We start from the raw sequence: 13,042 nt of genomic DNA on the forward strand, positions 1-13,042 counted from the left end.
ACAAAGGAGGCCAAAATGGGCTATAAAATGGTATTTTCCGATATGGATGGCACATTATTATGGAAAGGAGTTAGTATTTCTGTGGAAAACTCTGCTGCCATCCGAAAAGCTGTGGATAAAGGCGTGGATTTTGTAATCTGCACAGGCAGAGGTGTTTTCGGCGTGGAACGCTTTCTGGAAGAATTGAACCTGATTGGCAGAAAGGGCTATGTCATCTGCCAAAATGGAGCCGCCGTCTATGATTTGCGGGATATGAAGCTGGTGATCCGGCGGAGTTTTTCTCCAGCCCTGATCGCGCCGGTGGCAAAAATTGCCCGGGAGTTGGGTTTGGAAATTTATTATTACGATGACCGCCGGTTCTTGGCAGAGCGGCATACGGAACGGGTGGAAAGATATACAAAAGTCATGGGTACCAATTTGCGCATTTTAAAAGACCCTATGGAATATGAAGGGGAATTTACAAAATGTCTGTTCAACGGCCCCAAAGAAAAGCTGCTGGAATTGAAAGAAAAAGCCTTGCCTCTGGTGGGGCAGCATGGGAATTTGTTCTTTTCCAGTGATGTCTATTTGGAATTTGTGCAAAAAGAGGTCACTAAGGGGAATGCCCTGGAGGCTACGGCAAAAGAAGCCGGCGTGGATTTGAAAGATGTGATTGCCATTGGGGACAGCGATAATGATTTATCTATGATTCAGCGGGCAGGCCTGGGGGTTGCCATGAAAAATGGGGAAGAACATGTGAAAGCTGCTGCCGATTATATTACGGAACGCACCTGTGATGAACATGGCGTGGCGGAAGTCATTGAAAAATTCATATTGTCATAAAAAAGGTGCCAATTTTTTATTGGCATCTTTTTTTATGCTTTTACGCAGTAAAAAGGGAAGGCCCAGTGCCAGGGGAGACACTGGGCCATGGGGTGCGCGCGCCACCCCGGGGCATATTGTGGTACAGGAAAAGGGGTTTTCTTGTACATATAATAGTATAACACGGATATGCCGCATTTGGCTTTATAAAAAAATTAAAATTGTATTAAAATTAGACCTTTTTTACAAAAAATCACGGTTTTTTGTGGGACAGATTTGACCCGGATTTCATAGAAATAGGGGTTGAAATTTTCCAGTATTGTGATATAATAAAGCAATCGAACCAAAATAGCGATGGCGGAAGCCTGAAGGAAAGCTAAATTTTTGAAGTCTCCCACAGAGAGCCGGTGGCTGGTGTGAATCGGCGGAGGATAAAAAATGTTCCACTTTCCAAGCTGCCGGTGAAAGCCGGAAGGGTAAGCCCTTTATAGCTGTTCAAGAGGTCCGGAAGATTTCCGGGCAATCTGGGTGGCAACGCGGGAAATTTACTCTCGTCCCTGAATTTGTTTAGGGATTGGGAGTTTTTTTTATGCTTTGAAAGAATGGGTAAAGAGCCGCCTGTCTTTCAGAAAATAAATATAAAAAACTTCCGAATCCAATCGATTTTCAACATTTTAAGGAGGTCATCAAACTATGTTAGACATCAAATTTGTAAGAGAAAACCCTGAAGTTGTAAAGGAAAATATCCGTAAAAAATTCCAGGATCAGAAACTGCCTCTGGTAGATGAAGTTTTGGAACTGGATAAAGAAAACAGAGCCATCAAACAGGAAGTAGAAGCTCTGAGAGCGGAAAGAAACAAACTTTCCAAACAGATCGGTGCGCTGATGGGCAAAGGCGAAAAGGAAGAAGCAGAAAAGGTAAAAGCACAGATCGCCGCTGAAGCAGAAAGAGTAGAAGTGCTGAGTGCAAGAGAAAAAGAAGTAGAAGATCGTATCAAAGTCATCATGATGACCATTCCCAATATCATCGATCCTTCTGTTCCCATCGGGAAAGATGACAGCGAAAATGTAGAAGTAGAAAGATTCGGTGAACCCGTTGTTCCCGATTTTGAAATTCCTTATCACACAGATATCATGGAAACTTTCGATGGTATCGATCTGGAAAGCGCAAGAAAAGTTGCCGGCAATGGTTTCTATTACCTGATGGGCGATATCGCTCGTCTGCATTCCGCAGTTTTGGCTTATGCCAGAGATTTTATGATTGGCAGAGGCTTCAAATACTGCATTCCTCCTTTCATGATCCGTTCCAATGTTGTAACAGGCGTAATGAGCTTCGCTGAAATGGATGCTATGATGTATAAGATCGAAGGGGAAGATCTGTATCTGATCGGTACTTCTGAACATTCTATGATCGGTAAATTCATCGATTCCATCAATAAAGAAGAAGACCTGCCTCAGACACTGACAAGCTACAGCCCTTGCTTCCGTAAGGAAAAAGGTGCTCATGGTATCGAAGAAAGAGGCGTTTACCGTATCCATCAGTTTGAAAAGCAGGAAATGATCGTGGTATGTAAGCCCGAAGAATCTCCCATGTGGTATGATAAACTGTGGCAGAATACAGTAGATCTGTTCCGTTCCATGGATATCCCCGTAAGAACACTGGAATGCTGCTCCGGTGACCTGGCAGACCTGAAGGTAAAATCCGTTGACGTAGAAGCATGGTCTCCCAGACAGAAAAAATATTTCGAAATCGGCAGCTGCTCCAACCTGGGCGATGCACAGGCAAGACGTCTGAATATCCGTGTACAGGGTGCAGATGGTAAGAAATATTTCGCACATACACTGAACAACACAGTAGCAGCACCTCCTCGTATGCTGATCGCATTCTTGGAAAATAACCTGCAGGCTGACGGTACAGTCAATATCCCCGAAGTTCTGTGGCCTTACATGGGCGGTACAAAGAAACTGATCCCTTCCAAAAAGAAATAATTAAAAATGAAATGAACCCCTATCTTTGATAGGGGTTTCTTTTTTTGAATACCTCCTGTGAGCCTGGTTTTTTCCCGCCCGATTCTCTGTTTTCATCCTTGTAAGGCAGTATTTTTTGTGCTAGAATGAGACTATAGAAATACATTTGTACATATATTGGGAACAGAACGAGATGGGGGTGCGTTTTATGATGCGTCAGAGAGAGGAAACAATCAAGGTTTGGTTCGATATGTGGCTGAGTGATGATGTCATGCCTATGAATGCCCTTTTTACAGAGGATGTGGTATACACAGAATGCTGGGGCAATCAGTATTTTGGCAAAGAAGAGATTGGCAGATGGTTCCAAGACTGGCATAAGAACAATCGCATGAATATATGGAAAGTCAATCGGTTTATGCATACAGAAGATAAGACCTTTGTGGAATGGCATATGGAAGCATTGGCCAAAAATGGTACTACCCGCTGGATGGATGGGGTCTATATTGTTGAATGGGATGAAAATGAACAGATCAAATCCCTGCGGGAATATGGTGCAAACAGCAGAATGATTCGCCCCTATGGAGAATAACGAAAAAAAGGATGTCCAAGGCCCCCTGCTGGTAAGACAGTAAAACTCAAATTTCTTGGAACAGGCATGATCTCGGTCATGCCTGTTCCGCTTTTAGCAGCTCATCCACGGGAATGTAGCCCACAAGGTCGTACTCGATATGTACCTTCTGCCTGCGCTTGCCGCTGGACTTGTCCGGTGCATCCACATAGACCGCCTTGACAAGCTCTCTGAGGGCATAGGGGGTCAGCTCCGTAAGGGCGCTGTTCCTCTTTACCCGCTGAACAAACTGCTCTATATTCTCTGCCTGTTGTTCCTGTTCATGTATTTGCTGTTGCAGACCCATGACCTCGGCTTTGAGGTCTTTTTGTTCCTCGGTGTAGTTCTTGCTCATCATGGCAAAGCGCTCATCATCCAGCCGTCCGGCTACATTGTCCTCATAAATGCGGATGAAAAGGCGGTCAAGCTCGCCGATTCGCTTCTCAGCCTGTGCCAGCCGCTTCTGAGACAGTCGCAGCGATTCCTCGCTCTGTATACGGAGCTTTTGCTCCATTTCAGAACGGAAATACGCCTCATAGCGAGTGACTACCGATATGACCTCCTGAATGTGCTTCCAGACGATTTGTTCCAGCACAACGGCACGGATATAATGTCCGCTGCACTTGTCCTTATTGGCACGATGGGTGGAGCAGATGAAGAAGTCCTGCCGCTTTTCAAAATAGCTGGTGGTGGAGTAGTAGAGCTTCTGCTTGCAGTCGTTGCAGAACACCAAGCCGGAGAACATATTGCTCTTCCCCGTCGCTGTTCTGCGATGCCGCTGCTGCCTGATCTCCTGCACCTTATCAAAGACTTCCGGAGAGATGATTGCCGGGTGGGTGTTATAGAAAATCTTGCGATTCTCCATTGGATTTTCCCGCTGCTTCTTGTCCCAAATGGAGTTGGTGTAGGTCTTGAAATTGACCGTGCAGCCTGTGTACTCCATGTATTCGAGGATGTAAGCAACGGTGCTTTCGTGCCAGCGGTACTCATTCTCCGGAGTCTGATGCGGTGTTTTTCTGCCCTCCCGCTGCTTGTATGTGGTTGGGTTCAGCACCTTCTCCTTTTCCAGCAGGGCGGCGATCTGACTCGGTCCTTTTCCCTCCATACAGAGTGCGAAGATCCGCTTCACAATCTGCGCCGCTTCCTCATCAATCACCCACTTCTTAGGATCGTCAGAGTCACGCTTATAGCCGTAGGGAATGTTGGTGGTCAAGCGCTCTCCGCGCTCTCCCTTTGCCTTGTTGACGGCACGGATTTTGCGGCTGGTATCCTTGGAATACCACTCGTTGAACCAGTTCTTGATACCTGCCATGTCGCTGTCGGTGCTGTTGGGGTCAATAGTGTCGAAGTGGTCATTGATGGCAATATACCGCACGCCGTACTGAGGAAACGTGTAGTTGATATAAAGCCCTGTCAGCGAAGAATTACGACCGAGTCTTGAAAGATCTTTCGTAATCACCACTTCCACATGACCGGCTTCAATTTCCGCAAGCATCTTCTGAAAGCCGGGGCGGTTGGAAAAATCCACGCCGCTGTACCCATCATCAATAAAGAACGTCGGGTTCGGAAAGTGCTGAGATTTTGCATACTCCATTAACATGATCTGCTGATGCTGGATGGAGTTCGACGGGTCATCCTTGCCGCCTTTTTCTTTGGTGTCCTCCACGGACAGTCTGCAATAAAGCGCTGTGATTTTGTCGGTTGCCCTTAACATATTGTTGTCCTCCTTCGGCGGGGCAACTGTCTGAACAGGATTGGATTCTTTGTTTATATCAAGAGAAACGTCGTTACTCATCGGCGTCCTCCGTGATACCGTTTTTATCATCGGCAGCGTTCTGTTCCATGATGCGTCTGAGCTTCCTGTCGAGGGTTTCCGTTCCCTCGTAGCTGCCGGTTACGGTGTATTCCGTGCCGCCGTGTTCCTCCACGATTTTGACGTCGGGCAGCCAAAAGGCGGACGGGTTTTTCACCACGATGTTGCCCTTTTCATCGAAAGAAAACTCCCTCTTGGGGGCATCGTCGGGGCGTGGCTTGACCTTTGCATACGGGTCAGGATTGGAGAAATAAAACGAGCGGATTTCACCGTCCTCCTCGCCGTTATCAAAATCATCATCGGCAAAAATCTCGTCCAGTTCCTCGTCGGTCAGTTCGATGATCTCATTGTCATTTTCTTTCGGATTCACTTCGTCAAGCCTCCTTCGCTTCGGTTCATTTCATGCAAAAATCCAGTTGGAATAGCAAAACAGACGAACGCCGTCAATGGTCAAGATGTACGGCTGCGCCGCCATTGACAGCGTCCGTCCGTTTCGCTTTTCGGCAGACAAGGCGGCGGTTGCCGCCGATTTCCATTTGGAAAATGGCGCTTGCTAATATGGGAAACGGAGAATAGCAAGCACAGCAAGTGTAGCTACACTTGCGAAATCCGGCGTGGCACGACCGGGATTTCCTTGCAGAATAGCAAGCAAATCCGGTGAGTACCCACACCGGAGCTTGCCATTCCGGCAAGCAATGCACGGCGGTACCCACTCGCGCGTTTTGCAAAATTTCAGCCGTGCTTACCTTTTGCAAAACCTTGTTGGGAAACATCCCAAACCCTTTAACAATTTCAAGGAAATTGGCTGCGCTCCTGCGGAGCTGAACATCAATCTATCTTCGGAAAGTGAGTCAGGGATTTTTGGGGTTCACGGCGTTCAGGCAAATCCAGTTTTGACGCATATCCGTCGATCGCCACTTGGCGAAGGTAAGCGCTCATATTCTCTATCCCAAGCTGCGCCATCCTCGCCTTTATCAAGCCGAGTTCTTTTTCATCTACGAAGAATTTGACCTGTATCGGTCGTTGACGGATTGCGGGTTTTCGCTTTTCTGACATTAACTGTACCTCAAAATCAGAATCGAGCCATTAAGAGCACGAATTTTTTTGTTCAAGAACTTCTTTGCAATATGCTATTTCTTCGGGAGAGAACAGGGATTGATATTCAGGCTTGCAAACAGAATTTTCCATCGTTAAATCTAATCTCCCGTAAAGACACAGCGTAGTAAAACCGTCTGATGTATTTCCTGTTTGGAGAGCATTTGCAATTAGCCGTTTAGCCGTTTCAACACCACCATACTTGGCTATCATCTGGTTAAAACGTGTGGGATTGTATCTACATTCTTTTTTTGCATGAAGCATCTTGGCGCGGATTTCCTCTTCAAATTTAATAGCCAATGGGTCCATGTGCCTACCCTCTTTGCAACGTCTTTGTCAAACTTTTCGCTCAAATACTTTTCCGCATTTTTGACATATAAATTTTGTTTTCCCATGTTTTCCGTTAATACCTGTTGCAATACCGACAGCAGTTCCCAATGGATTGAATAAACTGCCAATTGCTCCACCGACAGCGGCTTTGCCAAAAGAAAACTTTGTCTTAGTTGAAATGGGAACTACATTTGTGCTGTTGCAGAATATATTGGGACAACGAATTGTTTTCGCCACTTTGATGCGCCTCCTTATTGTTCAAGTGGTTCAAGGGTAATAATCCCCGATACCGTCAGGCTCACATAGTATCCATCTGGAATAAAGATTTCTTGAATTTCACCATATTGTGAAAAAGAGTAAGTAGCATATTCATCGTCATTTTCTGGATTGCCAACATACACGTTACAGGCAGTTGCCACGTAATCGTATTGCTTGGGGTTAGAAGCATTCATAACTAAATACTTTCCACTGGGGATATAATATTCGTAATCGCCGTATTCCGTTTCTTTGCCCCAAGGACCCCTCATTGAAGAGTTAAGATAGTAAATGTTGGGGTTCCTGCTGCTCTCGTTTACACCGCTGCCGTAAGGATTATTTCCCGGAACAGCAGGAAATTTTCCGTCTGCTACACAATCGGCATATTCGCTTGACGCAAGCCACTTCTCTGTCTCAGTGCTGTAATTTTCAGGGGGCGTACTTGTTTCTGAGTGTCCCGCCGAATCGGTTGTAACCTCCTCGTTCTTGCTTGGAAAGGTATGATAAGAAACTATGATTGCAGCAGTTTTATCAAACGTGTCTCCCGCACGAAACGAACCGTCTCCGTCAATAGTTACTTCTTCTACTTCCCCATCTTTCGTCAGCCATCCCGTAACGAGGTCCTCTATTGTTTTTGTCTGGATATTTACGAATCCTGCCGCAGATATATCGTTCACTACGTCTTGATAATTTTTGCCTTTGCAATCATTTGCAGACACTGGAACTTTCAGAAGATCCGAGGAATCCTGCGAACAAGCAGCTAATAACAAACACAACATTATGGATAGCCACAATGCGATAGTACGTTTCATAGAAAAGCCCTCCAAAATCGTCAGAGTGTGTACACATATTATAGCACAATAACAAGAGCTCTTTCAAGCTGTCTGCGGAAATTTATCGTTTATAGCAGGTCATTTGCTACAAGCATTCGGCGTTTGCGCGTTTTTGATGAAGTCGTGTGTACTTCGCATCGATCCTTGATCTATCAGCTTTACGATTTATAGGGAAAGTTATTGCAAACGGAAAAGTTCATTCTATTCAGCGAACGCTGTTTATTGTAGCGCGATTCACTATTCAGGAGTGCTTTCATTACCGAGATGACAACTATTTCACCCTTTTCACTATCCTTACCTTACAGAACAGAAAATAGGCGATTTTCAACCCTTAGCTGTGCAAAAACAGGCAGCACCCAACCGAAGTTGAGTGCCGCCTGTTTTGTTGTCCAATCCTGCTTGGCAGATGCCGATTTTGTAGTTTTCTCAGATTACTGTCTTATCGGCACACGGCTAAAGGACATCCTTTTTTTGTTGCCAAATGATACTTCTTAGAAATCATAGGTTACGGAAATATTTGCTGTGATCTTGATCTTGCCATAGCTGATGGAAGTGCCGCCATAGCCCCCTGCGCTGTCTGCCGCAGCTTCTTCTACAGCCATGGATAGTTTGGCATTTTCCACATAATAAGCGTTGCGGGAAGTTTCTGTCACGCTCTTCACGACCCCTAAAGATTTTCCGTATGCCTGGGCGATGGAAGTGGCGGATTTTTCTGCATTTTTCACTGCTGCCTGCAATGCCTGCCCATAATAGGCGCTTTGGTCAGAAAGGGAGAAGGAAACGCCATTGGTGCCTGTTGCTCCCGCCTTCAGGGCCGCATCGATATATTTCCCTGTATTGTCGATATCTTTTGTGGCCACCTGTAAATCTGTGCTGGAACGATAGCTGTCAACGGTACGCTTGCCCGTTGTATCGTCGTAGTTATACATGGGATAGACAGAAGTGTAGGTGGTCACGATATTTTCTTTTGATACACCCAGTTCTGTCATAGCTTTTGTGACAGCCTCCACGATTTTATTATTTTCCTTCTGAGCCGCCTGGGAGGTTTTCCCTGTGGTTTCCACGCTCAGGTAAATTTCCGCCGTATCGGGGTCTGCCTGCACGATGCCGGTGCCGGTTACGTTGATTTCCCCTTCTGCGGCGTAGGCCATGCAGCTGCCGCCGATGGCCAGAGCCATTGTTGCCGTCAAAACAGCCAATGCTTTTTTCCATTTTTTCATACCCATTCTCTCCTTTCAACTAGAACATATTTTGTGTACAAATGTCTTTTTCTCATTGGACGGATGAAATTGGAAACAGTTCCCATTTTTTTGAAAAAATATCGTTTTCAAGTATACTTTTTTCTATTATACTAAATGCAGGAAAACGTTTAAATATCATTTGGAGTGATTTTCTATGAAACAGACCTTAGTCATCGGCTCTGCGGTGGTCGATGTGATTGTAAATATTCCCCATTTGCCGAAAACAGGGGAGGATGTCCATATTAGCAGCCAGACCCGTTCTTTGGGGGGCTGTGCCTATCTTGTTTCCGATATCCTGCATCATTTTGGCGCGCCCTATAGCCTTTGCACGGCGGTAGGTACAGGCATCTATGGGGATTTTGTCCATAAAAAATTGGAGGAACGGGGGGTTCCCATTTATGTGACCCGCCCGGAGGAAAATGGCTGCTGCTACTGTATGGTGGAAACCGGCGGAGAGCGCACCTTTATCGTAGACCATGGCATTGAATATACCTTTTACGAGGAATATCTGGAGAAAATCGATACCGCCTCCATTGACAGTGTCTATGTCTGCGGCTTGGAAATTGAGGAATACACCGGCTGGAACATCATCGAATATCTGCGGAAGCACCCGGCATATACCATCTATTTTGCCCCCGGCGCCCGTATCATGGAAATCCAGCCCGACCGTATGGAGGCTATGCTGGCGCTGCATCCCATTCTGCACATGAATGAAGGGGAAAGCCTTGCTTTTACGGGGAAAAAGACCGTGGAGGAAGCGGCTCGCGCCATTTATGGAAAAACGGGAAATGCTGTCATCATTACCTTGGGGGAAAAGGGCGCCTATTGCTTCGATGGGGCAGACCATTTTGCACCCCCTGTTCCCGCTCAAGTCAAAGATACCATCGGCGCAGGGGACAGCCACATGGGGGCGGTCATTTCCGCCAGACGGCTGGGGCTTTCCTTTGCCGATGCCATCCAGGCGGCGAATCATATTTCTTCCGCTGTGGTGGGCAATGCCGGCGGTTTGCTGGAAGAAGAAGATTTTGAAAGGGCGTTGGCATCGATGCCCCTGGAATTGCAGGAAAAACTGAGATAATCGAAACCCGGCCATGCATTTGCGCCGGGTTTTTCTATATTATGTAAAGGGGGAAGAGGGGATAAGTGGGAAAAACAAGGGGGTTTTTTTGATTTAAAATATTATGTTAAGTTTTTGTGAACATTAGCACTCACCTGTTGACAGTGCTAACAAATGGTGTTATATTGTATTTGAACAAAAGAGAGAGAGAAAAATGAGAAAGATATCTTCCCCTAGTTCAAAGAATAAAACACCTCGGCTCTCACCGATCGTGCGAATCCAATTTAATATATCTTTTGAAAGGAGATATGACATATGATGATGCATAGTATTTTGGGAGACAATTTATTTGATGAAGATTGGGCAGATTCACCGCTGAACAGAGAATTTTTCGGAAAAGGGAATTTCCTCTATGGCAGACATGCCAAAAACCTGATGAAAACAGACGTAAGAGAAACAGAAGATGCCATCGAAGCAGATATTGATCTGCCCGGCTTCAAAAAAGACGAGATTCAGGTACATTTGGAAAATGGCTATCTGACCGTTTCCGCAGAAAAACATCAGGAAACCAATGAAGAAAAAGGCAAATATCTGCGTCAGGAACGTTATTCCGGCACCATGAGCCGCAGCTTTTATGTAGGCGAAGATTTGACAGCAGAAGACATTAAAGCAAGATATCAGGATGGCATCCTGACCATCAGCCTGTCGAAAAAAGTACCTCAGGTGATTGAGCAGAGAAGCCAGATTGCGATTGAAGGGTAAGGCTTCCTTCCCGGGGCGTGAAAGCGCCCCTTTCCTTTTGGCATCAAAAAACCCCTGTCTGTTTCCGGACAGGGGCTTTTCTTTTAGATCACGTTTTTATTTTTCAAATGTACAAGCAATGGGCTGGTCATTTACGATCAGGATCATACGATGTTCGCCGCCGCCGATGCTGCCGCACAGACCTTTCCAGTCAACTTCCCTTTCGATGGAAGTGCCGGCAGGGATGGTTTCTGTGGTATCCCGTTTCCATTTGGATTCTCTGGTACCGACGCTTTCTTCCCATACACCGTCTTTGTTTTTGCTTTCCAGATGAAATTCCACAGGGTCAAACAGCACATCTTCGTCAGAATCATTGTGAATGACAAAAGTGGCTTTGGAACCCTTCAGGGTATCTTCCATCAGTGTCAGCGATACGCCTTCCACGGTGTTCACCTCTTCAAAAACAGTTGCATAATCTCCGCCGCAGCCGGCCAGTGCCAGTATGCAGATCGTCAGTAATGCCAAAAATTTTTTTCTCATATTGAATCATCCCTTCTTGTTTTCGCTTGTACAAAATGGTGATACAAGGTGCATCTATTATACCATAGTTTCCTAATCCATACAAGAAAAGGAATGAATGTAAAAGAAATGGATGCTCATCTTTTTGCAGAGTAGTATTTTCCTACCAGCTGCTCTGTTTTTCCGTCGATCAGGTCAAAATTTTTTTCCGCCGCATTATAATGGTAACGGAAATTGCGGTTTAACTTTGCCCGTCTGCTCTTATCCCCCCAGAGAAGGGGACGTTCTTTTTCATTTACCTGGGGATTGACCCAGCCCGCATATCCGCTGTAGCGGGGTACGCCGCCATAGCGGATCAAAAGCGCGCGATATTTTCGGCGGAAAAGATCCAATTCCGTCCAGTTATTTTTTTTCTCTGCTTCATGCAGGGATTCTTCCAGATAATCTAAAGGAGTTTCATTTTGATAACGGGCATTGACTTTTGCCCCTTTTTGCAGAAGCAGTTCTGCCGCCTCCAACATGCCTTCATCCATAGCCGTAGGCCAGATAAAGCACCATACGGCACTCATATCATCTTCATTTTTCACCTTTACATCCAGATCATAGCGGAAGAACAGCTCCAGCAGAGCGGGAAGATATTTTCCTGTTTCTTTTACATCGCCGTTTTCATCTACATATTCGCCATAATATTCCAGAATAGTGAGAAATACATTTCGTTCTGCCCCAGTTTTGTTTAAATCTGCTCCCGCCTGCAGAAGATTTTCTATCGTTTCCATATTGGGCGGGATCATTCTGGCTTCATAGATCAAACGATTTTCCAAATCGGAAAACGCAGCGTCATATTTTTCCATGCCCGTTTCACCCTTTCCTTTCCTCCAGTTTAATTGTGATTTGAATTTTATTTTACACTATCTCCTTGAAAATGTCACTATTTGTGTCTTTAAATCCTGGAAACAATTTTGCAAAATGAAATGTTTTTTTAAATGAAAAAGGAAAAGATTCGCATAAAAAAACCGCTTCTTTTCAGAAACGGTTTTTCTTTTTTATCTATTAAGTTTATTTTCTCAGATCATCCAGCAGCTGTGTTTTGCTTTCTGTTTTTTCATCTTTCATTTTTACGATTTTTGCAGGAGAACCGGCTACAACCGCACCGGCAGGAACATCTTCTGTTACTACAGAGCCTGCAGCAACAACTGCATCCTTTCCAATATGGACCCCTTCCAGAACCACAGCATTTGCGCCGATCAATACACCATCTTCCACGATAACAGGGCTTGCAGAAGGGGGTTCCAAAACGCCTGCCAGCACAACGCCTGCGCCAATATGGGCATTTTTGCCTACGGTTGCCCTTGCGCCCAAAACAGCATTCATGTCGATCATGGTGCCTTCGCCGATTTCTGCGCCGATATTGATGACAGCGCCCATCATGATGACAGCGTTTTTGCCGATGGAAACACGGTCGCGGATGGTGCAGCCGGGTTCGATACGCGCTTCAACGTTTGTGATATCCAGCAGGGGGATGGCAGAGTTTCTTGTATCATTTTCTGTGAATGTATCTTTTATTTGATCTGCATTGGCTTTCAGCACTTCCTGCACCAAAGCATTGTCGCCCACCAAAAAGTAAAAATCACCGGTACCAAAGAGTTTCACGCCTGCGGGCACTTTCGCAGCGGAAAGGTCGCCTTTCACGTAAATCTTTACAGGGGTTGCCTTTTTTGCATCCTTGATATATTTTGCGATTTCGTAGGGATTTGTCATATCGTATTCCATGAATTTTCACTC

General features: G+C 45.6%; 15 protein-coding genes. 5 read left to right on the plus strand and 10 right to left on the minus strand.

The window, feature by feature from the left end; translation table 11 throughout:
• Nucleotides 1-15 precede the first annotated feature (15 nt).
• The 3 genes from ACI39P_RS01295 (at nt 16) to ACI39P_RS01305 (ending at nt 3,358) form a co-directional block, all read left to right on the plus strand.
• The gene (locus ACI39P_RS01295; protein WP_439718910.1) at nt 16-822 is read left to right on the plus strand and encodes a Cof-type HAD-IIB family hydrolase; all 807 of its coding nucleotides are present in this window, start codon (nt 16-18) and stop codon (nt 820-822) included.
• A 672-nt stretch (nt 823-1,494) separates the two neighbouring features.
• On the plus strand, nt 1,495-2,790 hold the full coding sequence (serS, locus tag ACI39P_RS01300; RefSeq protein ID WP_439718911.1) for a serine--tRNA ligase: 1,296 nt from the start codon (nt 1,495-1,497) through the stop codon (nt 2,788-2,790).
• A 187-nt stretch (nt 2,791-2,977) separates the two neighbouring features.
• On the plus strand, nt 2,978-3,358 hold the full coding sequence (locus ACI39P_RS01305) for a nuclear transport factor 2 family protein (protein WP_439718912.1): 381 nt from the start codon (nt 2,978-2,980) through the stop codon (nt 3,356-3,358).
• Nucleotides 3,359-3,434: 76 nt separating this feature from the next.
• On the opposite strand, the gene ACI39P_RS01310 is transcribed toward ACI39P_RS01305, so the two are convergent.
• From ACI39P_RS01310 to ACI39P_RS01340, 7 genes are all read right to left on the minus strand, one after another.
• Nucleotides 3,435-5,171 carry a recombinase family protein gene (locus ACI39P_RS01310; protein WP_439718913.1) on the minus strand — a complete coding sequence of 579 codons (1,737 nt, stop codon included), beginning with the start codon at nt 5,169-5,171 and terminating at the stop codon, nt 3,435-3,437.
• Nucleotides 5,164-5,559 carry a hypothetical protein gene (locus tag ACI39P_RS01315; RefSeq protein WP_439718914.1) on the minus strand — a complete coding sequence of 132 codons (396 nt, stop codon included), beginning with the start codon at nt 5,557-5,559 and terminating at the stop codon, nt 5,164-5,166. Before ACI39P_RS01315 ends, ACI39P_RS01310 begins: the two co-directional genes overlap by 8 nt.
• A 458-nt stretch (nt 5,560-6,017) precedes the next feature.
• Nucleotides 6,018-6,245 carry a plasmid mobilization protein gene (locus ACI39P_RS01320; protein WP_439718915.1) on the minus strand — a complete coding sequence of 76 codons (228 nt, stop codon included), beginning with the start codon at nt 6,243-6,245 and terminating at the stop codon, nt 6,018-6,020.
• Nucleotides 6,246-6,275: 30 nt separating this feature from the next.
• Nucleotides 6,276-6,593, minus strand: a complete 318-nt coding sequence (locus ACI39P_RS01325; protein ID WP_439718916.1) for a hypothetical protein — start codon at nt 6,591-6,593, stop codon at nt 6,276-6,278.
• A 27-nt stretch (nt 6,594-6,620) separates the two neighbouring features.
• On the minus strand, nt 6,621-6,851 hold the full coding sequence (locus ACI39P_RS01330) for a hypothetical protein (RefSeq protein WP_439718917.1): 231 nt from the start codon (nt 6,849-6,851) through the stop codon (nt 6,621-6,623).
• Between the two features lie 14 nt (nt 6,852-6,865).
• On the minus strand, nt 6,866-7,681 hold the full coding sequence (locus ACI39P_RS01335) for a hypothetical protein (protein WP_439718918.1): 816 nt from the start codon (nt 7,679-7,681) through the stop codon (nt 6,866-6,868).
• Between the two features lie 512 nt (nt 7,682-8,193).
• On the minus strand, nt 8,194-8,922 hold the full coding sequence (locus tag ACI39P_RS01340; RefSeq protein ID WP_439718919.1) for an SIMPL domain-containing protein: 729 nt from the start codon (nt 8,920-8,922) through the stop codon (nt 8,194-8,196).
• A 175-nt stretch (nt 8,923-9,097) separates the two neighbouring features.
• On the opposite strand from ACI39P_RS01340, the gene ACI39P_RS01345 reads away from it, so the two are divergent.
• Nucleotides 9,098-10,021, plus strand: coding sequence for a PfkB family carbohydrate kinase (locus tag ACI39P_RS01345; RefSeq protein ID WP_439718920.1), 924 nt, complete (start codon nt 9,098-9,100; stop codon nt 10,019-10,021).
• A 294-nt stretch (nt 10,022-10,315) separates the two neighbouring features.
• A complete protein-coding gene (locus tag ACI39P_RS01350; RefSeq protein ID WP_439718921.1) occupies nt 10,316-10,762 on the plus strand; it encodes an Hsp20/alpha crystallin family protein in 447 nt (148 codons plus the stop codon).
• 96 nt (nt 10,763-10,858) lie between these two features.
• Here the strand turns inward: ACI39P_RS01350 and ACI39P_RS01355 are convergent, their stop codons facing one another.
• The 3 genes from ACI39P_RS01355 to dapD all read right to left on the minus strand — a co-directional run bounded on the left by ACI39P_RS01355 (nt 10,859) and on the right by dapD (nt 13,030).
• Nucleotides 10,859-11,281 carry an immunoglobulin-like domain-containing protein gene (locus ACI39P_RS01355; RefSeq protein WP_439718922.1) on the minus strand — a complete coding sequence of 141 codons (423 nt, stop codon included), beginning with the start codon at nt 11,279-11,281 and terminating at the stop codon, nt 10,859-10,861.
• Nucleotides 11,282-11,397: 116 nt separating this feature from the next.
• A complete protein-coding gene (locus ACI39P_RS01360; RefSeq protein ID WP_439718923.1) occupies nt 11,398-12,111 on the minus strand; it encodes a hypothetical protein in 714 nt (237 codons plus the stop codon).
• 205 nt (nt 12,112-12,316) lie between these two features.
• Nucleotides 12,317-13,030, minus strand: a complete 714-nt coding sequence (gene dapD, locus ACI39P_RS01365) for a 2,3,4,5-tetrahydropyridine-2,6-dicarboxylate N-acetyltransferase (RefSeq protein WP_439718924.1) — start codon at nt 13,028-13,030, stop codon at nt 12,317-12,319.
• Between the last annotated feature and the right edge of the window lie 12 nt (nt 13,031-13,042).

Origin of the sequence: Anaerotignum sp. (assembly GCF_051877975.1) — a bacterium.
GTDB lineage: Bacteria > Bacillota > Clostridia > Lachnospirales > Anaerotignaceae > Anaerotignum_A.